Origin of the sequence: Pseudalkalibacillus hwajinpoensis (assembly GCF_039851965.1) — a bacterium.
Lineage (GTDB): Bacteria > Bacillota > Bacilli > Bacillales > Guptibacillaceae > Guptibacillus > Guptibacillus hwajinpoensis_E.
The window spans coordinates 669029-695582 of sequence record NZ_CP156674.1 but is presented as its reverse complement, the minus strand read 5'-3'; the positions used below and the strand labels follow the sequence as shown (position 1 = coordinate 695582).

The 26554-nt window shown below is 35.7% G+C and carries 28 protein-coding genes; 19 read left to right on the top strand and 9 right to left on the bottom strand.

Annotation, left to right across the window (positions count from 1 at the left end; translation table 11 throughout):
* The first annotated feature begins 61 nt into the window (after positions 1–61).
* Positions 62–838 (top strand): enoyl-ACP reductase FabI, encoded by a 777-nt coding sequence (gene fabI, locus ABFG93_RS03530; RefSeq protein ID WP_347552744.1) that lies wholly within the window; start codon positions 62–64, stop codon positions 836–838.
* Between the two features lie 52 nt (positions 839–890).
* On the opposite strand, the gene ABFG93_RS03525 is transcribed toward fabI, so the two are convergent.
* A complete protein-coding gene (locus ABFG93_RS03525; protein ID WP_347552743.1) occupies positions 891–1886 on the bottom strand; it encodes a CotS family spore coat protein in 996 nt (331 codons plus the stop codon).
* 479 nt (positions 1887–2365) lie between these two features.
* On the opposite strand from ABFG93_RS03525, the gene ABFG93_RS03520 reads away from it, so the two are divergent.
* The 4 genes from ABFG93_RS03520 to ABFG93_RS03505 all read left to right on the top strand — a co-directional run bounded on the left by ABFG93_RS03520 (position 2366) and on the right by ABFG93_RS03505 (position 5636).
* The gene (locus ABFG93_RS03520; protein ID WP_347550692.1) at positions 2366–3505 is read left to right on the top strand and encodes a glycosyltransferase family 4 protein; all 1140 of its coding nucleotides are present in this window, start codon (positions 2366–2368) and stop codon (positions 3503–3505) included.
* A 102-nt stretch (positions 3506–3607) separates the two neighbouring features.
* The gene (locus ABFG93_RS03515; protein ID WP_347552742.1) at positions 3608–4624 is read left to right on the top strand and encodes a CotS family spore coat protein; all 1017 of its coding nucleotides are present in this window, start codon (positions 3608–3610) and stop codon (positions 4622–4624) included.
* A gap of 3 nt (positions 4625–4627) precedes the next feature.
* Complete coding sequence (locus tag ABFG93_RS03510; protein ID WP_347550690.1) at positions 4628–5395, top strand: hypothetical protein; 768 nt, start codon at positions 4628–4630, stop codon at positions 5393–5395.
* 52 nt (positions 5396–5447) lie between these two features.
* Positions 5448–5636, top strand: a complete 189-nt coding sequence (locus tag ABFG93_RS03505; protein WP_347550689.1) for a hypothetical protein — start codon at positions 5448–5450, stop codon at positions 5634–5636.
* A 36-nt stretch (positions 5637–5672) separates the two neighbouring features.
* Here ABFG93_RS03505 and ABFG93_RS03500 read toward each other — a convergent pair whose 3' ends face one another.
* The 3 genes from ABFG93_RS03500 to ABFG93_RS03490 are packed head-to-tail and all read right to left on the bottom strand — an operon-like array spanning position 5673 to position 9225.
* Positions 5673–6995: a glycosyltransferase family 4 protein gene (locus ABFG93_RS03500; protein WP_347550687.1), complete on the bottom strand. Its 1323-nt coding sequence runs from the start codon at positions 6993–6995 to the stop codon at positions 5673–5675.
* Positions 6992–7948: an NAD-dependent epimerase/dehydratase family protein gene (locus ABFG93_RS03495; protein ID WP_347550686.1), complete on the bottom strand. Its 957-nt coding sequence runs from the start codon at positions 7946–7948 to the stop codon at positions 6992–6994. The genes ABFG93_RS03500 and ABFG93_RS03495 overlap by 4 nt, the downstream gene beginning before the upstream one ends.
* Positions 7945–9225: a UDP-glucose dehydrogenase family protein gene (locus ABFG93_RS03490; RefSeq protein WP_347550684.1), complete on the bottom strand. Its 1281-nt coding sequence runs from the start codon at positions 9223–9225 to the stop codon at positions 7945–7947. Before ABFG93_RS03490 ends, ABFG93_RS03495 begins: the two co-directional genes overlap by 4 nt.
* A gap of 234 nt (positions 9226–9459) precedes the next feature.
* Here ABFG93_RS03490 and ABFG93_RS03485 point away from each other — a divergent pair, with 234 nt between their 5' ends.
* The 8 genes from ABFG93_RS03485 to glf all read left to right on the top strand — a co-directional run bounded on the left by ABFG93_RS03485 (position 9460) and on the right by glf (position 16254).
* On the top strand, positions 9460–10245 hold the full coding sequence (locus tag ABFG93_RS03485; protein ID WP_347550683.1) for a UTP--glucose-1-phosphate uridylyltransferase: 786 nt from the start codon (positions 9460–9462) through the stop codon (positions 10243–10245).
* Between the two features lie 85 nt (positions 10246–10330).
* A complete protein-coding gene (locus tag ABFG93_RS03480) occupies positions 10331–11029 on the top strand; it encodes an FkbM family methyltransferase (protein WP_347550681.1) in 699 nt (232 codons plus the stop codon).
* A 52-nt stretch (positions 11030–11081) separates the two neighbouring features.
* On the top strand, positions 11082–11768 hold the full coding sequence (locus ABFG93_RS03475) for a PIG-L deacetylase family protein (protein ID WP_347550679.1): 687 nt from the start codon (positions 11082–11084) through the stop codon (positions 11766–11768).
* A gap of 22 nt (positions 11769–11790) precedes the next feature.
* Positions 11791–12726: an NAD-dependent epimerase/dehydratase family protein gene (locus tag ABFG93_RS03470; RefSeq protein WP_347550677.1), complete on the top strand. Its 936-nt coding sequence runs from the start codon at positions 11791–11793 to the stop codon at positions 12724–12726.
* Entirely contained in the window at positions 12719–13342 is a 624-nt protein-coding gene (locus ABFG93_RS03465) for a methyltransferase domain-containing protein (protein ID WP_347550676.1), read from the top strand. Before ABFG93_RS03470 ends, ABFG93_RS03465 begins: the two co-directional genes overlap by 8 nt.
* Before the next feature lie 11 nt (positions 13343–13353).
* Positions 13354–14148 carry a glycosyltransferase family 2 protein gene (locus ABFG93_RS03460; RefSeq protein ID WP_347550675.1) on the top strand — a complete coding sequence of 265 codons (795 nt, stop codon included), beginning with the start codon at positions 13354–13356 and terminating at the stop codon, positions 14146–14148.
* A gap of 82 nt (positions 14149–14230) precedes the next feature.
* The gene (locus ABFG93_RS03455; RefSeq protein ID WP_347550674.1) at positions 14231–15022 is read left to right on the top strand and encodes a glycosyltransferase family 2 protein; all 792 of its coding nucleotides are present in this window, start codon (positions 14231–14233) and stop codon (positions 15020–15022) included.
* A 74-nt stretch (positions 15023–15096) separates the two neighbouring features.
* Positions 15097–16254 (top strand): UDP-galactopyranose mutase, encoded by a 1158-nt coding sequence (glf, locus tag ABFG93_RS03450; protein WP_347550672.1) that lies wholly within the window; start codon positions 15097–15099, stop codon positions 16252–16254.
* Positions 16255–16259: 5 nt separating this feature from the next.
* Here glf and ABFG93_RS03445 read toward each other — a convergent pair whose 3' ends face one another.
* Entirely contained in the window at positions 16260–17222 is a 963-nt protein-coding gene (locus ABFG93_RS03445; RefSeq protein ID WP_347550671.1) for an NAD-dependent epimerase/dehydratase family protein, read from the bottom strand.
* 115 nt (positions 17223–17337) lie between these two features.
* Between ABFG93_RS03445 and galE the strand changes: the two genes are divergently transcribed.
* From galE to ABFG93_RS03425, 4 genes are all read left to right on the top strand, one after another.
* Positions 17338–18327, top strand: a complete 990-nt coding sequence (gene galE / locus ABFG93_RS03440) for a UDP-glucose 4-epimerase GalE (protein WP_347550669.1) — start codon at positions 17338–17340, stop codon at positions 18325–18327.
* A 23-nt stretch (positions 18328–18350) separates the two neighbouring features.
* Entirely contained in the window at positions 18351–19052 is a 702-nt protein-coding gene (locus ABFG93_RS03435; protein ID WP_347550667.1) for a glycosyltransferase family 2 protein, read from the top strand.
* 51 nt (positions 19053–19103) lie between these two features.
* Entirely contained in the window at positions 19104–20105 is a 1002-nt protein-coding gene (locus tag ABFG93_RS03430; protein ID WP_347550665.1) for a glycosyltransferase family 2 protein, read from the top strand.
* A 112-nt stretch (positions 20106–20217) separates the two neighbouring features.
* On the top strand, positions 20218–20925 hold the full coding sequence (locus tag ABFG93_RS03425; RefSeq protein WP_347550663.1) for a glycosyltransferase: 708 nt from the start codon (positions 20218–20220) through the stop codon (positions 20923–20925).
* A 139-nt stretch (positions 20926–21064) separates the two neighbouring features.
* On the opposite strand, the gene ABFG93_RS03420 is transcribed toward ABFG93_RS03425, so the two are convergent.
* Positions 21065–21328, bottom strand: coding sequence for a hypothetical protein (locus tag ABFG93_RS03420; RefSeq protein ID WP_347550661.1), 264 nt, complete (start codon positions 21326–21328; stop codon positions 21065–21067).
* 344 nt (positions 21329–21672) lie between these two features.
* Here ABFG93_RS03420 and ABFG93_RS03415 point away from each other — a divergent pair, with 344 nt between their 5' ends.
* Positions 21673–21891, top strand: coding sequence for a hypothetical protein (locus tag ABFG93_RS03415; RefSeq protein WP_347550659.1), 219 nt, complete (start codon positions 21673–21675; stop codon positions 21889–21891).
* 431 nt (positions 21892–22322) lie between these two features.
* A complete protein-coding gene (locus ABFG93_RS03410; RefSeq protein WP_347550657.1) occupies positions 22323–23255 on the top strand; it encodes a glycosyltransferase in 933 nt (310 codons plus the stop codon).
* Between the two features lie 78 nt (positions 23256–23333).
* Here the strand turns inward: ABFG93_RS03410 and istB are convergent, their stop codons facing one another.
* The 3 genes from istB to ABFG93_RS03395 form a co-directional block, all read right to left on the bottom strand.
* Positions 23334–24107 carry an IS21-like element helper ATPase IstB gene (gene istB / locus ABFG93_RS03405; RefSeq protein WP_347548682.1) on the bottom strand — a complete coding sequence of 258 codons (774 nt, stop codon included), beginning with the start codon at positions 24105–24107 and terminating at the stop codon, positions 23334–23336.
* Between the two features lie 2 nt (positions 24108–24109).
* Complete coding sequence (gene istA / locus ABFG93_RS03400; RefSeq protein ID WP_347548681.1) at positions 24110–25648, bottom strand: IS21 family transposase; 1539 nt, start codon at positions 25646–25648, stop codon at positions 24110–24112.
* A 338-nt stretch (positions 25649–25986) separates the two neighbouring features.
* The gene (locus ABFG93_RS03395) at positions 25987–26406 is read right to left on the bottom strand and encodes a hypothetical protein (protein WP_347550656.1); all 420 of its coding nucleotides are present in this window, start codon (positions 26404–26406) and stop codon (positions 25987–25989) included.
* Positions 26407–26554 lie beyond the last annotated feature (148 nt).

The window sequence follows — 26554 nt, the reverse complement described above, 5'->3', positions numbered from 1 at the left end:
ACGTGTTATAATTAGTACGTGGTGCTAATAACTAATAATAAATTCGAGGAGGAGCATGGATATGAACCTGTCTCTTGAAAACCGTACATATGTTGTCATGGGTGTTGCGAATAAGCGCAGCATTGCATGGGGGATTGCACAGGCGCTTAGTAGTGCCGGTGCTCGATTAATCTTTACTTACGCAGGTGAGCGTCTTGAAAAGAACGTTCGGGACCTTGCTGGAACGCTAGAGCGTGATGATTCAATTATTCTACCGTGTGACATTACGAATGATGAGGAAATCGATGCAACATTTTCTCAAATTAAAGAAGAAGTTGGCGTGATCCACGGACTTGCGCACTGTATCGCATTCGCGAAAACAGAAGAGTTGAAAGGGGAATACCTTGAAACAACTCGTGAAGGTTTCTTGCTTGCGCATAACATTAGCTCGTATTCCCTAACTGCAGTATCGAAAGCAGCACGTCCACTTATGACAGAAGGTGGCAGCATTCTAACGATGACATATCTCGGTGGCGAGCGAGTCGTGAATAATTACAACGTCATGGGTGTAGCAAAAGCTTCACTTGATGCAAGTGTCAAATACCTTGCGAACGATCTTGGTAAAGACGGGATCCGCGTTAATGCGATTTCTGCAGGCCCAATCAGAACGCTTGCAGCGAAAGGGATTGGCGATTTTAATTCAGTGATTAAAGAAATTGAAGAGAAATCTCCAATGCGTCGCACTGTTACAAAGGAAGACGTTGGTAATACAGCGCTATTCTTGATGAGCGATCTAGCTGGTGGGATTACTGGTGAGATGATTCACGTAGATAGCGGTTATAACATCATCGCAACATAACGAAATGAACCACGGCTAATGAACCACGGCTAATGAGCCGTGGTTTTTCTATTTATAGAAATTGAGATAGCTGTTCTGTTTTTCGGTTTTCATATTCAAATGCAGCCATTAATTCTTCAGGCATGATCTCATTTTTTCTTCCAAACCGTTCACTTGCTGTTTCGTATAACTCATATGGAAAAAGCATATCGATATACATCACTTGCTTTTGTTCAGGAGTCAGTGGGGCTCCCTCTTCATAGGAAGCTAGCATATGATCAAATAGGGCCTGGTTCCATGTCCCGGAGTCTCCCATTAGCGGAATGATAACTTTTCGTAAATCTCGAATCGGCAGGTCAAAGGTTGTTGTGTCAAGATCGATGATCCAAATCTGGTTCTCAGATAGGAGGGTGTTACCTGTACCGTAATCCTGGTGGCAAAGATTAGGTTGTTTCTTGCATTGCCTAACCCACTCAGGGTAATGAGACTCCTGGAGTTTCTTAAGGGTTTCTCTACCAGAAGCAATAAATGGATCGATTTCCTTTAAATAAAGGTGGCAAAATGGATCATCTGGTGATTTCTGAGCAATTAGTTTCCATGTCTCCATTTGCTGACAACGTTTAATATAGTGCTTTGGCCATTTACCAAGCTTTGTGAAAACCGGCGCTGCAGGTGGGGGTGTGTAGCCGATTGATTCAGTATGGTAATCCGCAAGACCTTTCATGATCCAATGGAGATCTTCAGGGACGGTTAAATTGAATGGTCTGCCTTCAATCCATTCATAGACGACAAAAAGAAATGGACCATGTTTCGTATACAGACTTCCATCTTTATTAGGAATAATCCCTGGTACACGCATTCCTTTTTTTGCTAGGTAATCCTGTGCATGGATGGAAAACAAGGCTTTCTTTTCCGGACGATGGATCCGCTTTAAACACTTTGGTCCCTCATCGGTCATGAATTTCCATACAAGCGCCATTTGTCCTCCCTGGATCACTTCAACGCTCTGTACATTTACATTCCAATTTACAAGCAAAAGTTCTGCTAATTTAATTAGTTTTTCTTGCATTTCGGGTGTGAGGACGTCCCCTTTATTTCCTTCATCTTCCTCATTGATTAAATCTCCTATGGCTAAATGATTAATCAATTTCTCTTTATTTTCAAATTTATGATTAGAAGTTGCGTCGCTTGATCGGAATATGACTTGATTGTTTCTTGGAATATCATTCAGTGAAGCTTTTTTATTCTTCTGCCAATTTTTCAAACCCTTCACCTACCAATTAAGTCTTTTCATATTACGATATGGATATTTGTATAGGGATGACACACTACTTGAACATTCTTAACAGAAATTAGGTGCATGTAGGCTGTGGAATAAGCCCTTTTTAGGAAAAGGGATTGGGATTTCGCACAACCCGGAATTTCCCTCCGTATCATGCTAATAGAACGTTTCCTACTGTTTTACTTTTTGTATGTCTAGTTGGATGAAAAACTTACTTATAGATGATGAGAAGAAAGATTCTTCTTAGGATTTAAAGGAGGGTGAAAATGAATATCGCGTTAATTGCAACAGAAAAATTGCCTGTACCAGCAATACGAGGTGGTGCAATTCAGATCTATCTTGAAGCCGTTTCTAAACGATTAGCTAAACACCATCACGTAACCGTTATCTCAATTGAGGACAGAGATCTAAAACAATCAGAAACGATTGATGGGGTTCAATTTGTACGAATCAATCAAGAGAACTATGTGGCAGATGTGAAAGCTTTAATTAAAACCAAAAGCTTTGACGTCATTCATGTATGCAATCGCCCATTGTGGATTGAACAACTGAAAGAGGCATCACCGAAGAGTAAATTTATCTTAAGCGTTCATAATGAAATGTTCGCTGAGGGGAAGATGACTGAAGAAGATGGAGTGAAGTGTTTATCACTCGTTTCGAAAGTCGTAACGGTGAGCGATTATATTGGTATGACAATAACCAATCGTTTTTCTTCAGCTAAAGGTATGGTACAAACGGTTTATTCAGGAGTAGACTTAAGTACTTATCACCCAAGATGGACTACGGAAGGGAAAAATATACGACAATCAGTTCGATCTCAGCTCAATTTGATCGATAAAAAAATCGTACTTTTTGTAGGCAGACTTAGTAAGGTGAAAGGACCGCATATCCTTTTGCATTCTTTACCACAAATTATCGAGCAACATCCTGATGCTCATATGGTCTTTATAGGTTCAAAATGGTTTGGAGAAAATAATGTTAATAATTATGTAAAGCATCTATATACACTGGGGGCTATGTACCCGGATAACCTTACTTTCATTAAATTCGTAGAACCTAAAGATATTCCAAAGTTATATTCTATGGCAGATGTCTTCGTATGTTGTTCACAGTGGCAGGAGCCCCTTGCCAGGGTTCATTATGAAGCGATGGCGGCAGGTCTTCCAGTACTCACAAGTGATAGAGGTGGGAATCCGGAAGTGATTGATGAAGGCAGGAATGGTCACATTATTCATCAGTTTGATCAACCTGAAGCCTATGCACAAATTATTAATTCCTTATTTTCGAATGAAGGGAATCGTGAACGGTTAGGTAAAAATGGTCGGAGGCAGGTAGAAGGTCAGTTTGGATGGGACCGAGTAGCAGGTAATTTAAGGACAGTCTACGAGACTGCTGCGAAACGTTAAAGAAAGTGAGGGAGAAATCACGTGGGAGAAGAATTTAATCTGGATCAAGATCTTGAAGAACGTGAAGAAGGCTTTACAGCTCCCGTTCCTCAACTCGAGGAGTTGCAAAAAGTTCTTAGTTTTTATCCAATAGAAGTTAAAGATATTCGATTACTTTTCAGTAGAAGTGGAAGAACGAAGTGGCATGTACAGACAGACAAAGGTTCGATGATATTAAGACAGGAATTTATAAGACCTGAAAGGATGCTTTACATTGCTGGTGCTCACTGGCACCTTCAACAGAATGGTTTGCCAATAGCCAAACTTATTCCTACGAAAAATAATGGGTTGTGTCTTTCTGGTGATGATCATGCCTATGTGCTTTATGAACATTTTGATGGGGAGCCGATGCTTTATTATGATAAGGAACAGGTTAAAAAAACAATGGAATTCATTGGCCATTTTCATCACGCATCAAAGGGATATATCCAGCCAGAAGGCAGTAGAAAAAGAAGTCGAATTGATAAGTGGCATAAGCTCTATAGATGGAAAATACAGGAGCTTGAAGGCTATCAAAAACTAGCAGCAAATTATGTCGATGATCCATTTTCTCTCCTGTTTCTTGAAAATGCAGATCGTATGCTCGTTCGAGCAAAAGAGTCATTAGCGGAACTTGATCGTCCAGAATTCAAGAAATGGACGAAAGCCGTTTTCGAATCAAAATTATTTTGTCAGCAGGATTTCACAATGGCGCGTATGATTGAAAAAGACAAGATAGCATTCATGAAGGATCTTCACTCTGTTAATGCTGATCTGCCCTGTCGTGACATTCGAATTCTATTGAATAAAGTAATGAAAAAATTAGCTGTCTGGGATCATGAACTGGCTACTGATATGTTAAAAAGTTACGATCATGTTCATCCGTTAACGGAGGGAGAATATCGTGTCATCTGGTCTGACTTGAAATTTCCACATCTTTTCTGCGCAATTGCACATAAATACTATCTCAGTCAGAAGCGATCATGGTCGGATGAAAAATATATGATGCATATTCGTAATATTGTAGCAGTCGAGAATTCGAAGGAAGACTTTCTAACTCACTTTGATGATATATTTAACGAAATTAAGGGAGGTAACTAATAAGTGGCACACACCTCGCAACATGACATCGAATCCATTCCTAAACTTGATTTAGAAGAATTTCAATTTTCTCCACCTGGTTCGATGGGATGGAGCTATGCTGAATATGAAAAAATCGTTGATAGTGACGAATTGGAGTTAGAGGTTAATACAACCTCCAAGGTTTCTCATCCTGATGTACCAAAAAAGACGTTGAAAGAGCTTCCAAATGGGTTGGTTGATAATTCGGTTGAAAGTAAAGCTTCAGAAGAAGCTTTGTCTACTAGTCAAACTCCCTCAAATGAAGCTTTTGAAGAAGAAAAACTTTCTCAAGCTGTCGAGTCTGATACAGAAATGGAAGAACACCAGCAAGTAAAGCAGTCAAAATTTTATTCATTAAATGTGAAAACAATCAATAAACCTCTTCAATTATTCAACGAAAACTTCAAACCATATAATAGTGCTGCACAAACCGTGCCAAAGAGACAGAAAGAAATAGATGAAGCAACGGAAAAACCAGAACTTAAAGAAGAGACTACAGATCCTCAAGAATTAGCTTTGGATCAAAAGATTGAAAGCGAGAATGGACCGATCACAATAAGCGAACCAAAAACTGAAGATGACGCTTTAGATGAAATAATTAAAGAGGATAAAGAATTAAAATTTAATGTTTATCACATGAAATCAGAAGGTTCTTCCTCTCCTCCGTGGCTGGCAATGGATGTTAGAAATAAAAATACAAGTAAAAAATTTGTATCAAGTGCCCTATACAATTTTCAATCTAAATCATAACCTATAGAGAATTCGTTTCAAAGATAACTAAATCAAATGGAGGAGAATTATCATGTCTGAAAATGCAAAACATCAAGAGGTAATGTCAAAGCTACAGGAACTACTCGCATCAAATGAGGTGGAAGAAGTTGGTCTTAAACTTGAAATGGCCAATGGTGAGACACATAAATTTGAGTTTGATCTAACTGAAGAAGAAGCGGAAGAAGAAGAAGAAGAGGAAGTGGAAGAAGAAGAGGAATAAAGCAAAAGAAAGAGATAGAACCTACTCTTAAAGGTTCTATCTCTTTCTTTTGCTATAGCCTCTGTCAAAAATCCATTGTTCATGATTGGTTGCTTTTATATTATAAGATTGATCTAAAGGTAGATCATTTGAAGATTGTAAAATTCTATTCTCTTCATTTGAAGTTATTTCATTGTCGTTCTCGTTTGTTTTCGTTTCATTATCTTGTTCAAAAGATTTCTCATTAAATGCTTTTACATAAATTGTTTCAAGTCGCTCTGCAACATGACAGAACTGATGATTGGATTCCACAAACGCTCTTCCGTTTAAACTGAATTCCATGGCTTTATCAGGATGATCAAACATATCGCAAATCGCAGCTGCGAAATTGGCAGGATTGGCATAATTCTTTAATACTATGCCATTATGCATGTGTGTGATAACCTCTGCGTTTCCACCACGTTTTGTTGTAATAAGCGGAATTCCAGCTGCCATAGCTTCGTAATGCACCCTGGCGAGCGGTTCCTGCCACTGCGAGCTACATACGAAGACATCTCCAAGTAAATAGGAATATGGAATTTTATCATGAGGAACATATTGTGTAAAACGCACATGTTCTCCTAAAGGTTTAGCCATATTGTGTAACTTCCTAACATAATCATTAGGGCGGTTATCACTAAACCATTTCCCACCACAAATGACAAGAACCGTGTTAGGAAACCGCTCTAACACGTTGGGTAACGCTTGAATTAATAGGTGTGGTCCTTTTGTTCGACTGAGTCTACCGATGAATAAAATGACTTTTTGACCAGAAAGGCCGTTCTTGTTCTTAAGCTGAGAATTAATTTCTTGCCCTCGTTCAGTCCACTTAGGTTCAAACTTCGCCAAATCCACCCCGGAATACACAACATGCGTTTTTGCTGCGGCATCTGGGAATCGCTGAATGACCGTACCTCTAATATACTCACTTACCGTCATGATCGAACAAACTGCCTGGACGGCAAGATGACCCTCTTCATCTGAGAGCTTCTTTTCAGCGAACATTTCATTATGAAGACTCAAAACGAACTGACTTTCTGGACTTGCATCTCTGTAAACTGGAATCGCTTTTGGCCGATTAAAAACATGAATGACATCAAATGGTGGGAGCTTCGCGAGTTTCGCTGCGACATTCTGAATATAATTCAATCTTGAAACTCTGATGTAAGTTACATTTTCTTGTTCTTCCACATTCTGCAGCAAGGGGTCGCTAACCGAAAAAATCGTTAGTTTATGATTTGTTTTTAGAAAGGGTACAACGCCATCGATCATCATTTGAATGGCTCCGCCTTTTATGGCGGGAGAAGGAAGCTTTTCTGTGCAAACCAACGCTAAATTCAATTACTTTCCCTCCCGGATTTAAAGAGTTGTGATAAGTCTTCAACCTCATATTTTAATCCTTCTTTTAAGAAGACCTCTGGTTGATAATTTAATAGTCTTTCAGCCTTCGTAATATCAGCCCAGGTATGACGTGGTTCTCCTTTTGCTTTTTCCGCAAAAGTAAGTGTTGCTTTAGTGTTTAATAAGTTCTCAAGAATGGAGATTACGTCTAATACCGTAGCACGTTCTTTTCCGCCAATATTGATCGTTTCCCCTATGACATTTTTAGCTTCTAAAACAGCCGCAGTGGCTTTCACACAGTCTTTCACATAAGTGAAATCCCGTGACTGCTGACCATCACCAAAGATTGTTAGAGGCTTACCGAGGATTAGTTGCTTGATAAACCTATGAAAAGCCATATCAGGTCTCTGGCGTGGCCCATACACAGTAAAATAACGAAGAATGACGACAGGGATGTCAAAATATTGATGGTAAACATTACAGAGCTGTTCTCCGGTTAGCTTTGTAATGCCATAGGGAGAGAGAGGGATGGGGATAAGGTTTTCCGTCACTCTTCCTTCCTTTTCACCATAAACAGAAGATGTTGAAATATAAACAAATTTATCAAGAGAAGTTCCTTTGCAAGCTTCAAGGAGCTTCTGCGTAACAAGTCCGTTATGGAGCAAATAGGTCTCGAATTCGCTTCCCCAGCTCGAACGTACACCGGGTATACCAGCGAGGTGATAGAGAACGTTAAGATCTTTTAGTAATGTGGAAATATCATCTGTAAGGAGATCTCGGTCAAACAATTTAAATCGTGGATGTTTTAATAGATAACGTATATTTCTTAACTTTAGTGGCTCTGATTCAATTCCCTGGTCAATCCCTAATACTTCAACGTTTGGATTAGTGAGAAGCTGTTCACTTAGATGAGACCCAATGAAACCTGCGACACCTGTGACAAGAATTCTCATGGTCTTCCAACTCCTAAATAGCTTAAGCCTGCGGCTCTAATTTCCTCGGGATCTAAGTAATTCCGTCCATCCAGGATTGTTCGTCCCTTCATATACTCTTTCACTTGAGACCAATCTGCAGAAAGAAACAAATCCCAATCAGTTGCCACTATCAGCGCATCGGAATGTTTCGCCGCTTGATACATGTTAGCAGCTACTTCAATAAAAAGAGGCTTCTTTTTGGCTTTTGGGTCAAAGGCGATGACTGTACAACCTTTTTGAATCAACTTCTCACAGAGTTTAATCGAGCGGGATTCTCGAACATCATCCGTATTAGGTTTAAAAGCCAGACCCCAGATTGTAATTTGTTTACCTTTAAGTCCATTGATTTCAAGTTCAAGTTTATTAACATAATAATCGACTTGATGATCATTCACTTTCTTGACTGCATCCAGTAAGTTCGTTTTGATTTTCTTTTTCCGAGCGGCATAGCTAAGAGCATCCAGGTCTTTTGGAAAGCAAGACCCTCCATATCCAAGACCTGATTGAAGAAAGTGGGGTCCAATTCTAGGGTCGAATCCAATAGAAGTAGCCACTTCAGTAATGTCTACATCGTATTGATCGCAAATTCTTGCAAATTCATTTATGAATGAAATTTTCGTGGCGAGAAAAGCATTTGATGCATACTTCATCATTTCTGCACCAGTCAAACTGGTTTCAACAAACGGAGCATTTAATTTCTCGTAAATCGCCTTTAGCACCTGTATAGCCTTGACTGATTTTGAACCTATTACGATCTTATCAGGGTGAAACGAGTCATGAACTGCGGAACCTTCACGCAAGAATTCTGGATTTGAAACAATATCGAACAATTTTTCATCTACACCACAGTCAAGCAAGTATTGGTGGAACCACTCATTAGAACCAGGTGGGACCGTACTTTTGGTAATAATTAATTTATAAGAAGTGATTTTACTGGCAATATGCTCAAAGACTTTTTTTATTGCGAATAGGTCAGCCTCACCACTAGTTCTGGATGGTGTACCGACCGCGATTAATAGAATAGGAGCGTTTAGAAAACAGGCTTCACGATCATCGGAAAAAATTAGTCGCCCATTTTGATGATTTTTATTTAATAGTTCTTCTAATCCAGGTTCATGGATCGGAGACTTTCCTTTATTTAAGTTTTCAATCTTTTTAACATCTTTGTCAATGCAGTGAATATTGTGACCAAGGTCCGCTAGCAAGCCCGCTGTGGTTAATCCTACATAGCCTGCGCCAACAATACATATGTCCATCTCTGTCTTTCCTCCAATGTCCACTAAATTAAATTTCAACATTCTTAACTCTATATTGTATTTGGCGATAGGTAGTTGGTGTGATTAAAACGAATGGCGGTCGTAAAATGGGTAATGGTCTAATATATTGTTAAAGGAAAAAATGAACTAAACTGCCTGATTTATGTTTGACAAGTTACTGTGTTATTTAAACCGAATAGGCTATAAGTAAATAAACGTGGAAGGTGAAGGCATATGATTAAGAAAGCGGTAATTCCCGCAGCAGGGTACGGTACCAGGAGCTTGCCAATTACAAAAGTGATACCAAAAGAGATGTTTCCAATTGGTGGGAAACCAGCTATCCATTATGTAGTCGAAGAAGCTGTCGCCTCTGGAATAGAAGAAATTCTTATCGTGATTTCAAGAACGAAAAATCTAATAATGGATTATTTTGACCATTCTCTTGAATTAGAAGCATTTCTGGAAAGGGTAAATAAGACGCATTTACTTGAGAAGACTACTGTTCCCGACGTTCATATACAATATGTGCGTCAATCGCATGCAAAAGGGCTTGGTGATGCGCTCAAAATTGCAGAACCATTTACTGGGTGTGATCCATTTGCTGTGTTGTTACCAGATGATATTTATGTTGGTAAACCAGCGTTAGCAGAGTTAATAGAGATATTTGAATCGTACAATGAAAATGTAATTTCTGTAAAACAATTGCAAAATGAAATGTTGAAAGATTATGGAATTATTAAGGGCGAGTTAGTTTCGGAAGGTCTTTATCGTTTAAAAGAGATTGTAGAAAAACCCAAGATTTTCCCTCCTTCAAACTATGCGGTAACTGGAAGATATGTATTTAACTCCGGGATTTATCAGTATTTGAGTGAGGTTTTGCCAGATTTTGGTGGAGAAATTCAATTAACAGATGCAATTCAGCTAATGTTGAAAGAAGAAGTATTTTTTGCTAAAGAATGTACTGGAGATCGGTATGACATTGGTAAGGAGCAGGATTATATAAGGTTACTAAACAGATAAATGATTTGTACTCATCAATGGTCATTCTTAGCAACTAATGACTTTCTATGTTTGACTAAAAATATTATCCGAATTGGAGTGCTGAATGGTGAAGTATTATAAGAAGGCATACAAAAAAGTAAGTGGTTTTAATGAGCCAATTTGTTACAGAAAGAACTCAACTGATTTAAGTTCTTTAAAGTATGTTTTTTATGATAAAGAGTATTTGCTAAAACCACTATCATTTGAACCTAAATGGATTATAGATGGAGGTGCTAACGCTGGTTATACTAGTATTTATTTTGCTAATAATTATCCTAATGCACAAATCGTTGCAATTGAACCTGATCAATCAAATTACGAAGTACTTGCAGAAAATACAAAAAATTATAAAAACATTGTTCCAATCCATTCGGGACTATGGAGTAAAAATACTTATTTAGAAGTAGTTGACGTGGGCCTTGGTGAATGGGGATTAGTTGTAAGGGAGTCAGAGCAATCAAAACCACAATCTATAAAGGCAGTGACAATTGAATCATTAATGGATAAATATAAAATGCAAAGAATAGATTTATTAAAGTTGAACGTTGAAGGTGCAGAAAAAGAATTATTTACTAATGAAGGACACAAAAACTGGTTAAACAAGATCAATATACTCATTATCGAATTACACGACCGAATAATACCGGGGTGCACGGAAGCTTTTAATAAAGCAGTGAAACCCTATAACTTTAACTCATTTAAAAGAGGCAGTAATCTCATCTTATATAAAGAAGGCAGTTTTAAAAGAGGTTCAAACATATAATAAATGTAAAAATTATCAGAATGAAATTTCTTTTTGAATGTGGGGGTTTATAGTGATTGAAACAGGAAAACAACGAATTCTTATTATCGCTCCTCATTCGGATGATGAAATTCTCGGGTGTGGAGGACTGATTGAAAAAGCATGTAGATTCAAGAATCAAGTAAAAGTCGTAATTGGTGCAATCGGTGATATTCGCTTTGAACATAAAATCAAAGAAATAGTCACCGCTAGAACGCGAGAAAATGAGTTGAAAAATGCACTAAGTTTATTAGGATGCACAGAATACGACATATTGTATCGATCGCATGAGAGCTTTCTAGATACTATACCCATGAATGAAATAGTGACAAAGCTAGATACCATAATAAATGGTTTTTTACCAACTATGGTGTTTATACCATATCCCAGCTTTCATCAGGATCATCAAGTGTTATTTAGAGCATGTATGTCTGCTTTAAGGCCAGCACCTAATAAATCATATCAACTAATCGCGATGTTTGAATATCCCTTGATGGTATGGCAATATCCAAAGATTAATGAAGCAGGGGAATTGTATTTAGATATATCAAAATCGATAGATATGAAAATTCATGCACTTAATAAGCATACTTCTCAGATTAGGGAACCAAGCCACTTGATTTCTCCAGAAAGTGTGAAAAAATGGGCAGAAAAACGAGGTATGGAGATGGGATGCAATTATGCTGAAAAATATTATATTTTAAAAATGTTTCTACTATAATGATTGGCTCAGGGGGTATGATGTGAATATTTTGGTTACAGGAGGAGCCGGGTTTATTGGGTCCCATGTCGTCGATCTTTTAATTGAAAGAGGTTATCGTGTTATTGTAGTTGATGATTTGTGTAGAGGTCAAAAAAATAATGTGAATAGTTCTGCAATATTTTATGAAATATCGCTTAATTCAACTAATTTAGGAAAGATATTTGAAAAAGAAAGACCGGAATACGTTATTCATTTGGCATCACAAGTTAGCGTATCTGATTCTGTCAAATCACCTTTAGAAGATGCATCGATAAATATATTAGGAACAATCCATCTCCTGGATTTATGTATTACACACAAAGTGAAAAAAATAATCTATACATCAACTGCAGCTGTATATAAGGAAAATCTTAGCGATATACCATTATTAGAAACGTCAGATCTCAAGCCGTCTTCTTTCTACGGAGTATCAAAGTTAGTCGCCGAAGAATATATCAGGTTTTATGAGAAGTTTTACGATCTTCCATATACGATACTTCGTTTATCAAATGTATACGGTCCACGTCAAAATCCCACAGGTGAAAGTGGGGTAGTTTCAGTATTTGTTGATAACCTGATTAACTCCAAAACACCTAATGTATATGGAGATGGAACTCAAAGAAGAGACTTCATTTTTGTTAAAGACGTGGCTGAAGCAATTTTTAAATCACTTAATCTAGGAAAAAACCAAGTATTTAACATTTCTACTAATACTGATACAAGTATAAACGAACTGTATTCTATTTTAAAAGCTAAATTCAACCATTTTTATGAACCAGATTATATGCCAGCAAAACAAGGAGATATACTATTTAGCAGATTAGACAATGGGAAAGCTCTGTCTAAATTAAAATGGAGTTTAATTCGTGATTTAGACAATGGATTAACAGATACAGTCTATTACTTTAAAAAAAGAAGGGGAAATGAATATGGATAGGAACTACTCATTAGCACCATTGAGCAAAGAATTTGGTTTTGATCTAGGTACACCAGTTGATCGGTATTATATAGAGAATTTTTTAGAATTAAATAAGAAATATATTTATGGATCAGTATTAGAAGTCGGTGATGCAGAATATACAAAGCGTTATGGAACAAATGTAAAAAAAAGTGAAGTACTGAATTTAATTGACTCGCCAGCTGCTACAATTGTAGGGAATTTAGAGACGGGAGAAAATATACCAGTTGGAGTATTCGATTGTATTATTTTAACCCAGGTACTTCATGTTATCTATGATATCAGATCTGCGCTTTCTAACACTTATAATGCTTTAAAGCCTGGTGGAACCTTACTGTTAACAACAACAGGATTAAGTCAAAGTTGTGAATCGAGTTTTCATGGGGATTATTGGAGGTTTACGAACTTATCTTTAAACAAATTATTAAAAGAAGTTATCCCTTCTACGCATATACTCTCCGTAAAAAATTATGGGAATTTAGCCCTGGCAAAAGCCTTATTAGATGGATGTCCTAAAGAACAACTTCCTCCGACGTTATTTAATTATGTAGACCCTAATTATCAACTTGTTTTAACAGCATTAGCTAAAAAGTAGGAGGGATAATTGTGAAGAATGATGAAAATATGGTCACTATCTTAACAGCTTCCTATAATCCTGGTGTTTTTTTGGAAAAAGCTGTTGAAAGTGTCTCTTCTCAATCTTTCAGAAATTGGAAGCATGTTATCGTAGATGACGCTTCTACTGACGACAGTTTATTAAATATTGAAGACTATTTAAATGATTCAAGAGTTACTTTACTAAAAAACGAAGAAAATATAGGACAGTCAAAATCCCAGAATAAAGGACTAGGGGTAATTGATACACCATATATACTAATGTTAGATAGTGATGATTGGTTGTATCCAAATACGATAGAACTTTTACTACGTATTGCAACAACCATGTCCGATGATGTTGCGTTAGTATGTGGAAATAAAACCGTTCATTACCAGACTAAAGAAGGTAAAACATTTGGAAAATATAATAGAACAGGTGGGAGGTTGTTCGATAACAAATATGATTTCCTACTTGAAAACTATGTACCATATCCTCGTTTTTACAAAACCTCAGCATTAAAAGAAATAGGAGGGTGGCCAACAGATGATCCTTATGAAGGAAGATATGTTGAAGATAGAAGGATTGACGTTCGATTAATTGAAAAATACAAAATACTTTGGATTGATGAACTTTTATATAATTATAGAAAACATGAGAGTAATTTAACTACAAACTTATATGTGATGAATGAAATGATCGAATGGAATATTAGAGATGCGCTAAAGAGATGGGGAGATAACTATGATCCAATCTTCACAGTTGTGAATGGATGGAAAACTTTAGCAGAGTTAAAACCTAAATAATTGTCGATGATCCTTAAGTAGTTTTTAACTTCTTATTATTAGTGTTTAATATTTTGCTTGAATTCGGAAGGTGGAGGATGATATGAAACAGGATGTAACAGTATTAATTCCATCTTTTAATCCAGGTTCCTACTTAGCGCAGGCTATAGAAAGTGTATTTCAACAAACATATCAATCCTGGAAGGTTGTTATTGTAGATGATGGTTCAAATGATAACAGCCTTTTTACAATAAAGCATTATTTAATGGATCCAAGAGTAATTTTAATAAAGATGAAGAAGAATTACGGTCAATCAAAAGCACAAAATGCTGGTTTGAAAATGATTAATACACCATATACTTTAAAGCTTGATGCTGATGATTGGCTATTTCCAAACTCCTTAGAGGTGCTTTTGCAAGAAGTCCAGAATGTTTCAAATAAAGTAGCGTTAATATGTGGAAATAAAACCGATGTGTATTGTGATGAAAATGGAAACAAATTAATTGAAGTTCCAAGGAGAGAGGGCATTACCTTTGAAAATCCTTACCAATTCTTACTATCGAATTTTGTCCCATTCCCTCGTCTTTATCGGACGAAAGTCCTAAAGGAGTTAGGGGGATGGCCAACAGATGATCCATGGCAAGGAAGGCATATGGAAGATAGAAGGATGGATTTTCTGATCGTAGAGAAATACGAAATAAAATGGATAGATAAAATGCTTTATAACTATAGACAACATCCAAACAATGCAACAAAGAACATTGAGTTGTACAATCAAGTTTTTGAATGGTTAATCTATTATACTTTGAAAAAGTGGGGAGATGAGTATGAGCCGCAATTTAAAACTCATTGTGGATGGAGACAGCTTTCTGAATTGAGATTAAAGAAGTCTTAGAACTGGTATATTAAACTAATATATCTGTATGTATAACTTAATGAGAAAAGGCATAGATGATAAATAAGGGGTTTATGAAGAAGATATGGGGTGCTTTCAAAATGAAGTGGGATTGGGTAATTGTAGGGGCAGGTTTAGCGGGCTGTACACTTGCTGAAAGAATCTCTAACGAATTAGATCAATCCGTGCTAATAGTGGAAAAAAGGGATCATATTGGAGGGAATTTATTTGATCATTATGATGAACATGGTTTGTTGATCCATAAATATGGTCCTCATATTTTTCACACTAATTCCAGGAAGGTTTGGGACTATTTATCTCAATTCACAACATGGTTACCTTACTTTCACAAAGTGCTTGGATGTATTGAAGGTACAAGAGTACCAATCCCTTTCAACTTTAATTCGATTCAAGCATTATTTCCACACGAATATGCTCGTAAATTAGAAAATTCACTTTTAAAAGAGTACTCATTAGGAGATAAAATACCTATTTTCCAACTCCTTGACTCTGATGTAAAGGAAATTCAAACTTTAGCTCAATACATTTACAATAAGGTTTATGAAGGGTATACAAAAAAACAATGGAATCTAAATCCAGAACAACTTGATAAATCGGTGACAGGAAGAGTACCTTTCTTTGTTAGTAGAAATAACTGTTATTTTCAAGATACTTATCAGGGAGTTCCACTAAACGGTTATACGAATATGATTAAGAAAATGGTTGAAAATCCCAAGGTGAAAATTTTATTGAAAGCAGATTATAAAGAAGTAATAAAATCAATTAAATATACTAGAATGGTTTATACAGGCACAATTGATTACTTTTTTGATTATAAATTTGGTCATCTTCCTTATCGAAGTTTGAACTTTGAGTATAAACATTATTCTAGTGAGAGTTATCAGGAAGCAGCTCAGGTAAATTTCCCAAACGAATATAATTTCACGAGAATTACAGAATACAAAAAGATAACTGGTCAACATTCAAAAGGCACTACTATTTCTTTAGAGTATCCGATTGAATATTTAAAGGAAATAAATGAACCTTATTATCCTATACCAAAAACGGAGAACAAAGATCTTTATAGAAAATATAATCTTGAAGCAGAGAAGCTAAAAGAAAAAGTGATTTTCTTGGGGAGATTAGCTGAGTATAAATACTTCAATATGGATCAAATAGTTGGAAGAGCACTCTCGGTTTTTGAAAGAGATATCTTTAATAAAAAACAATAACGGCACTACTTGACAATACCTATATTATTCCTACTGTAGTCTTGAATTGTCCTAATTAATCCATTTTCTAAGTCAATTACTGGTTCCCATCCTATTAAAGACCTTGCTTTTTGAATACAGGGAAGCCTTCTTATTGGATCATCAATAGGAAGTGGCTTAAATATAATTTCACTTGAACTTTTAGCTAGTTCTCTAACCAATTCAGCGACTTCTATTATAGTGTGCTCTTTGGGATGCCCTATATTTATTATCTCGCCATTTGTTTTGGGATCTTCCATAATCATTTTTAAACCTCGTATAGTATCATCTATATAACAAAAGGCACGGGTTTGTTTTCCGTCACCATAAACGGTAATATCCAAATTATTTATTGCCTGGTTAACAAAGTTTGAAATTACTCTTCCATCATCAGATGAAAGTCCAGCTGAATAAGTATTAAATAGTCGAACTACCTTTACCTCTAAGTTGTATAAACTATGGAATAAATAGCAATATACTTCGCCCAAACGTTTTGCTTCATCATAACATGCTCTTGGACCCCAGGTGTTTACATTCCCGGTATAATCCTCCTTTTGCGGGTGTGTTTCGGGATTTCCATAAACCTCGCTCGTGCTCGCAAACAAGAATTTTGCTTTGCATTTTCTGGCAAGATTCAATAAGTTCCGTGTGCCATTAGTGTTTACATTAATTGTATCTATGGGATGTAACTGATATTGCTTAGGAGATGCAGGGGAGGCTAAATGATAAATTTCATCTATTTTGTTCTCTATTATCTTTTCAATACCTTCAATGGTAATATCATAATTCAGAAAAGAGAAATTTTCGTACTGTTTAAGCTTAATTATGTTTTCTATATTTCCCGAAGATAGATTATCGATGCAAATTATCTTATGCTTTTTCTGTAACAAATCCAATGCTAAATGCGATCCAATAAATCCCGCCCCGCCACTAATAATAATTGTATTCACAATATCCCTCCTACACTCAGATCTTGAAATTTCATTTGTTGTTGCAATACCTATCAATATAGTATGTATAGCGTTGTTATCATGTTTAGGCAAATAACCAAGCAGGAGGCTCAAATTGATATTAATAATAGGTGGAGCTGGTTATATAGGGAGTCATGTTGTAAAGCAAGTGTCTGAGAAGGGGTTTGAAGTTATTGTATTTGATAACCTTTCTACAGGTCATATTGATGCCGTTAATTCAAGGGCTACATTTATCGATGGAGATCTATTAAATAAAGAGGATCTAACAAATGTTTTTATTAAATATCCAATCACAACTGTTATTCAATTAGCAGCTTGTTGTTATGTAGGTGAATCAGTTACCAATCCCTCACATTACTACTTGAACAATGTTGCAGGTATGGCAATTTTACTTGATACGATGAAGAAACATAATATCAAAACTTTAGTATTCTCATCATCCTGTGCAGTTTATGGTAAAGCGTCTGATGCACTCATTACAGAAATAGCAGAAAAAAAACCTATAAATCCATATGGATGGTCAAAATTAATGGGTGAACAAATGATTCGGGATTGTTCAAAAGCTTTTGATTTGGAATATATCATATTGCGCTTCTTTAATGTTGCAGGTGCAGATTCATCGGGAGACCTCGGCGAAGATCACATACCTGAAACACACTTAATCCCTAATGTAATTAAAAGTATAATTGACAACGATGAAAAGGGTGTAAATGTCCTGGGAGCTGATTATCAAACAAGGGATGGTACATGTATTAGAGATTTCATACATGTAGAGGATCTTGCTAATGCTCATTTTCTGGCGTTATTGTCTTTAATTAATAAGGAGAATCTAAATCAAATTTATAATGTTGGAATTGGAAAGGGATACACCGTTAAAGAAGTCATTCAATTTTGTGAAACAATATTAACTAAAAAAGCAAATGTTTCTTATAAAAAGAGAAGGGAAGGAGATCCACCTATTTTAATTGCTTCAAATGAAAAAATAAAAGCGGAGTTAGGTTGGTATCCTAAATATGGAATAAATGAAATGATCCAATCAGCTTCGAATTGGTTTCAAAAAAACCCTATCGGTTATCAGAAATAAGGCTTTAGAAGGAGGAATGGTAAATGGTAAGTGTAATTACATGTACAATAAGAGACCAATGCTTAGAAAACGTATTCAATAATTTCTTAAGTCAAACATTCCCAGAAAAGGAGTTGATTATTGTACTAAATGACGAATCTATGGATTTGACCTCGTGGAACGATAAAGCTAGTCAATACAGCAATGTTAAGGTTTATATGTTGTCTAAAAAATATACATTAGGGGAGTGCTTAAACTTTGCAGGAGAGAAAGCAAACTATGAGTTTATTGCTAACTTTGAAGATGATGACTATTACTCACCAGATTATATAAAAGAGTCATATTCAAAATTAACAAAACTTAAATTAGATGTTCTAGGTAAAACAACGGTCTATATCTATTTTAAATCCAGGCAGACATTATCCTTATTTAATCCGGGAAACGAAAATCAATACATCAAACATAATACTAGCTTCGGCAAACAATATCTTCAAGGAAGTACACTCTTTTTCAAAAAGACTGTTCTCAATGAAGTTAAATTTCCTACTCAGATAAGAGAGGTTGATCGAATATTTACGGTAAATTGTATAAAGAAAAACCTAAATGTTTATTCAGGAAGCAGAGATCACTTTGTGTATGTAAGAGAGAGTGATCATAATAAACACACATGGAGAATACCGGAAGAACTGTTATTGAAAGTTAGTAAATTTATTGCGCAGACAACTGACTATACAAAACATATTTAAATTTTGCCTAATTAGTCTTGAGGAATAAGGAAAAGAAATGGAGGGGCATTTATGCTCGTCTCTGTAGTAATGGCGGTGTATAATGAAGAATCATATTTAATAGATGCCATTAACAGCATCCTTCATCAGACATATACCAATTTTGAATTTATTATAGTGAACGACGGCTCCACAGATAACACAAAACGAGTTTTAGATCAGATAATAGACGAAAGAGTACGTGTCATTCATCTTGATAAAAATCAAGGAGCTGCTAATGCTTTAAATAAAGGGATTAATGAAGCTAACGGTAATTGGATTGCCATACAAGACGCGGATGACCTTAGCCTCCCAACAAGATTAGAAGAACAAACAAGATATATCCACCAACAACAAGAAATCGTTGCTGTTGGTGCACTGAAGGAATGTATTAGTGGATCTGAGTCTTTGTGGAATGATCGGTTGAAAACTGAAGAACATGGAAATTTCTTAGTAGATAGTGAACATCTAAGAATGTACCGCTTTTACATTAACCCTCTATGCCATGGTTCTGTTTTGTTTTCTAAAGATGTGTTCAATCAAGTTGGCGGTTATAATACGTCTTATAAAATTTGCTATGATTACGACTTGTGGATGAGGATGTTTGAAATAGGTCAGATACATAAACTTCCAAAAGTTTTGTATCAATACAGAGTACACTCGGGCTCCTTAAGTAAAGGAAATAATGAATTCATTAATGAAGATTGGGTTGTTGCTGCCAAGTACATTAAAAAAATAATTATGAACAAGGCGAGAGCATGTGAACCAACTTGTGTTGTACTTGGGAATAAGCAGGCTTGCAAAGAATTCAAGCAAATTTCCAATATTTGCAATTTAACCATAGCTCGTTATGTTAATACTGTTGAATCTAGAACTACAAAAGATATTTTCCAGCAATTTATAAATAAAAAAATTGATGGCGTTATCATACTTGAAGGAATTCAATTTTTAAGTACATTTCAAAGGCTGCAAGATATGGGCATGGAAATGAATAAAAGTCTTTATAAAATTTGGGCTGGCTACTTGAATGATTGAACATTTTCCCTATCTTTCACTTGTCAGCGAAGTTCATCAAATAAATATTGTAGACGACTAAATAACAGTTTGAATTGCTTAAGTATTAAATGTTATGCAAGGAGGGAATGTGGTGATTTCGGTTATTACTTGTACAAATAGAGAAAAGAGTTTAACAAATATTTTATCGAATTACGATAAACAACACTACAAGCATAAAGAATTAGTAATCATAATAAATAATAATTCAATCGATTTAAATGAATGGAAAAGCAAAAGCCAAAAGTATAAAAACGTAACAATTTTAAGGGAGGATGAAAATCAATCTCTCGGTAAATGTTTAAATAAAGGGATTCAGCATGCAAGCGGATATTTTATTGCAAAGTTTGATGATGACGATTATTATAGCTCTCACTATTTATCTGAATCACTTAAAGCTTTACAAAATGCAAAGGTTAATGTAGTTGGGAAAACAAGCATATATATGTTTTTTGAAAGTGAAAAGTTATTGACGATTTTTAATCCTTATAAGTTTGCTGGCTCTATGTCAAATAGTGAAGAAGTTTATAATAACGCAATTTTAATGGGAGGGACGTTATTTGTTAAGAAAAGTGTTTTTCATAACATAGGTTTTCGTGACACTTCTGTTGGAGAGGATGCCGCCTTCTGTGAAGATTGTAAGCTAAATGGAATTAAAATTTTTTCTTCTACAATCAAGGGATATGTTTATATTCGAAAAGAAGAAAATAGCCATTCATGGAAAATGAAAAACGATAAACTTAAAAAGTTTTGTACTGTTGTTGAATATACGGAAGATTATAAATCAAAAATCGATTACTGATATTGAGCAGGGGCAAAGTAGACTGCTCTTTTGTTATGGAAAGAGAAAAAAAGGCTCAAATATTAGATTTCTTGGTCCGAGAAATAGTTCCAAGAAATAATATAAGTGCCTAATTACTAAGGAATATGAACAGGTTTTTTTATAGCAGTCTAATAGCTTGGATTTTTCTACAATCCACAATAAATGGATAATCTTCATCGAGAAAAGTAACACAGCAAGATTTAGGATCGAAGCAAGCAAAAGTTAGATCTGTAAACTCGTCTTCTCCATTGAGTACTAGGTCAACTAATTGTCCTGGCCTTAGTTTTCTAAGTTCATCGCAGACGCAGCCATCACATTTACTAGTAGGAGAGGTTTTTCTTTTACCACAGCCGCAATCATTATCATCAAATAAACTCATCATTTTTCCTCCTTTGATTTGTTTAACCCCTTTTAATTTTCAGGATTAATACACTATATTTTAACAATGCGGGTTATGCATGGTTCAAAGCCTATCAATATATAAAATGGTTGTTTGTCTCATACTTATTAAAATCTTATATGTGCTGGAAAAGGAAGGTGATTTAGAGGTACACATAGATATTCTTTATCTAAAAAATCGATTCTTATTATGTATGATATAAGTTTATATTTATCATTAATTTTTAAAATTTGGTTTTATTGTCCATGCAATCGATTGTTAATTACATATGAATGTAAAGAGTAGGAATGACTTACTCACATTAACAGATTGAAAGGAGAAGCTTTATGGCGAGTAAACTGTTTGTTAAGCTACGTGCGTATATTGGTGTACCTTTAGCTGAAATTTATTTAAGAGATTCCGGTAATTCAGGAGACCCAATATTAATGAACGTAACAATCATTGAAGTAGGTAGTGACTATGTGGTTGTGAATCAACCAGGTTCAGGCGGTCTTGGCGAAGTAATTATTCCTTTGCAAAGCATAGTTGCATGTATAGAGTTTTAGAGTATTTAATTCAGAAAGACTCCAATTATAAATTTATTGGAGTCTTTTTTTATGGCCACAGTCACCATATGGCTGGTTAATATTACACAGTCTGGCCACTTCCCAAGAAGCTTTTGAAACTATTTTGGATTCGGGAATATTATATAGAAATTCAGTGGCTAATTAAGGGGATTGTGGAAGAGATTCATTGTAGGCATACCTATTCAAGACTCATAAAGTTTGATAATATAAAATCCGAAATTTTTTCACAATTTGTTGTTTCCTTCTCAACAAATATTCATTATTTCTTAGTGAAACACACAAGACCCTATTCCAGAAATAGAAATTAACAAAAAGTAAGGCAGGTTTAGGAAATCTGCGCTCGGTTTGATTAGATAGCAAGTAACGAATGCTCAGAACTTACTCTCACAAACAAATAGAAGGGGTTTTATATGTCGAAACTAAAGTTGTTGTTTATTACAAAAGACCATACCCGGCATATCGAAAAAAGCAGCCTTTATCTAACTAAGGAATTGACTAAACATTGCAACTTAAATCTTTGGTCAATTGACGGAGACATTCAGGATATTATTAATCATATTGGAGTAACACCCGATTTCATCCTACTTAATGATTATAAACCTGATTACTGCCCAGAAATTTCTGGGATGCGATCGATTAATATCCCTTTTGGGATAATAATGCATGACTTACAATACAAAATGTACAAGAGAAGGCAATTTATTGAACGGGAAAACGTTCGTTATATTTTCGCGAACTATCGCGAAGCCTTTAAAAAATGGTATCCGGAATATGTAGACAGAATGATTTGGTTCCCTCATCATGTTCCAACGTTAATATTTAAAGATTATAAATTAAATAGAGAAAATGATTATTTAATGATGGGGGCAATTTATAAAGAACTATATCCTTTAAGACAGGTTATAAAAGATAGATTTCAAAGGGATGCTAATTTCACTTACCATTCTCATCCAGGTTATAAAGAATTGCCTCAAGACGTTCAGGGATATAAAGTAGGTAAGGATTATGCACTGGAATTAAATAAGGCAAAAATCTTTTTCACTTGCGATTCAAATTATCACTTTCCTATATTGAAATACTTTGAAACTCTTGCCTGTGAAACACTTCTTCTTGCTTCGGGTTCCAATGAATTAAGAGATCTTGGATTTATAGATGGTAAAACATTTGTTGAGATTGATGATACAAATTTTTATGAAAAGGCGGAATATTATTTGGAAAATGTGGAGGAGAGAATGAAAATCGTTCAGCTAGGAGCAGAATTAATTCGAAATAGACACTCTACAGAAATAAGGGTTAAAGAGTTACTTGACCATATTAAAAGAATAATTAATAACCGGGTATGAAGTTTATTGTTGTTATTGTGTAACCGTCAAGTAGAAACAAACAATTTTCCACAAATAATATTAAACAGTTTTCCACAATTAAGATTCAACAGGTGATGCATCAAAAATTGCTTTCCGATATTTCATCCTTATACTATCTGCCTCCTTATCAAATGTAAGAATCTCACTCCGGTGTAATAACCTATCTAGAATGGCCGTGGTGAGAGTGGGATCACCAAGGAATTTCCCCCACTCTCCAGGACCTTTATTAGAAGTCAGTATAAAAGCTGCTTTATCATATAAGTCGTATATAAACTGAAAAAATAGATGAGCTTCCTGAGCTTCATATGTCATATACATCACATCATCTATAATAATGAGATCCGAAGATACAATGCGTTTATATCTAGTTTTGGATTTGCTGATATAGTCTCTTGTCTTCAGAATGTACATCAGCTGGCTCATTGAAGTGAAGGATACTTGATATCCATTCTCCACGGCATGTATTCCTAATGCGACAGATAAGTGTGTCTTACCAGCTCCAGTTGGACCCATCATAATTAAAGTGAAGTGTTCATCTATCCAATGAAGTTCCTGTAACACATGGAGTTGCTTTTCTCCGATGGCATTCTGTTCCTTCAGGTCATATGTTTCGAAGGATAAATTCTCCGGGAAATCCGCCCACTTCATCATCTTTTCCATGTTTTTTTGTTCCCTGCAACGAATTTCATAACTTAATACTTCATGAATGAGTTCGTGGTACGTCCAATTTTTAGCTTCTGCTTTTCTCAGAATTTCCGGTAGCTTCTTTCCCGTCTCTGCGAGACGGAGGGTTCGACACTTTTCCTGTAGATGGTCATATACCTGGTTCATTTTCACTTACCTCCTGACAACACTTCGAGATAGATATCCGCTGATCGTTCTGGTGCAACGATCGCTTGATACTTTTCATTTGTCTGCACATCTTGTGGGGAGGTCAGAACCAATCTCTCTTTTTCTATCGCTAACGATTTGACTACATCACGAAAGTCATTTGCGCTTGTCATATTCATTTGTTTTATCTTTACAAGAGCCTCTTCCACCTCATTTGGATAGTTCTTGATGGAAGATTGGATCACTTTCAGTTGATCAACTAGGTGACGAGGATAACGTTCTTTTAATACTCCCATAAACCACTTGATAGAAGTCTTGTCCGTAAAGAAATCCTCGATTTCATATATAAGTAAATCTCTTTTTGAAGTATTCTTATTTCGATGTTCAGGGGCGGTTATGGTTTCTCCTTTTTTGTCTGTTATTTCATGCTTCGCGATAACTTTTCCAGCTTCTTTTAATCGAATATATAGGAATCCTTCTTTTTCCATGACGTAAGCCGTGTTTGCTGCTCCGTACCGATAGGTACCTTTCGGTACACTATAACGGTTACCGCCATATCGAATGATATTGTCCTTTTGAATGCTTCTTGTTATACTTGGGCTATGAACATTATCGAAAAGATAATAGGTATTTGAGACTTGGCGTAAGTGCGGCTTTTCCAGGGCGTGCACCTCGACTGGTCTCTTTTTTATATTGTGATGAATTTTATAGTTCCCGGTGCGTTTCAGCCAGGCTAGGCAGGAAGCATTCCAATCCTCAATATTGTTATAAGTTCGATGGTTGCTGAAATTGTTCTTCACGAATTTCACAACTTGTTCGACTTTCCCTTTTGATTCTGGATCACTCTTTCTGCACAAATAAATTCTGAATTGTCTTGCCTGGTAGTACTTCGTGAATTCTGCAGTCATAATTAAGTCACCGGCATTTTCGTTAATTGCCAAAAGGGCATCCTGGTCATAAACCATCTCCTGGGGCATCCCACCGAAATACTGGAACGCTTTCTCGTGTGTGTGGATGACATCGGTGGTTCGGAACGGCCGATCTAGCCATTCTACATATTTGTATCTCGAATGCGATAAAATGAATGCGATGAAGTATAAGCGATGCTTTTTCCTTTCAGCATCTTCCACAATTGTTTGACCGAAATCAACCTGAGCTTGTAGACCCCTCGGCACTTCTGGTATCGCACTGTAAGTGCGATGAGCCTTTACTTTTGGAATGTAATACTTGTCACGCAATTCATTTACATAATTTCTTACTGTATTCTCACTCACATCCTTTACTTTTAGTTTTTCCTCCAGCCAGTCATAAATCTGAGCTGATGTTAAATCAGGATGCTCTTTCAACCATTCCATGATATGTATTTGATATGGATCTAATTTCTTCCCCCTCATCTTTAACGAAGTTATAAACTCCTCAAAATCATCTGGACTCATTTTCAAATAATCAATCACCCTATTTCTAGATATTCCTAACTTCCTAGCTATTTTACTTTTTGAAAAACCTTGCGAGTATAATTGGTGAATTTCAACATAAGACATATAACGTTCCACTCCTGGATCCTCACTTTCAATAAACTAACTCTAGTATATTGAAGGGAGGGGCTAATTTGGAATAACTGTTTAATCTTATTTGTGAAATTCTGTTTAGTTTTAATTGTGAAAAACTGTTGAATCTAGTTTATCGTTTACATATTGTCTCTTCATTTAATAAATGTCCCAACTTAGTTTGTGTTATTCAAAGTGCATATAAAAAGAATAGTAATGTTGAATTTAATTAGAGAAAGAAGGTTAGGAGATACATTTTCGGTTTGAAAATACCTTAGAGATAATAAGGAACCGAGTGAGTCAATCCACTCGGTTCCTCATTATAAGAATATCTAGGTTTGACCAATTGAAAATCCACTAAATGTTACAGGACCCACTACTTGTGCTGAATCTAGAAAAATGGAGGGAACGAGCTCAGCAGTTACTGAATAAGAATGGAATCCAGTTGGAGCATTTGTGTCAATTGCTTGAAATGAAACGGTCTGGAAGTCCCCAGTATCTGCGTCTACAGTGATACGAGTAGAGAAGATAACTCCTGTGTTTCTGAACACTTTAAATAAAATGGTTGGAGTTAAGGCGGTTGCCTCTAGACCAACTGTAGCATCGAGTTTTACGTTATTTGATTGATCTGGTACAAATAGACCAAAAGCTGCTAATTTAATTGTTGAAGGAGAAGTAGGAATCGAGCGGTTTAATGATTGACTTCCAGACGATGGAACACTTGAGCTGAAGTCAAAAATCTGTTGTGTCAATTTGATCATCCTTTCATTTGGGGATAAATTAGTATATGGATATTAAATTTAGTTGCATAGACAAGCTACCTGATCAATTTGCTCATTTTTTTATTTTGGGAGAGGATTAGTCAGATAAATAGTCCACAGTGATCGGGTTTTTCATACA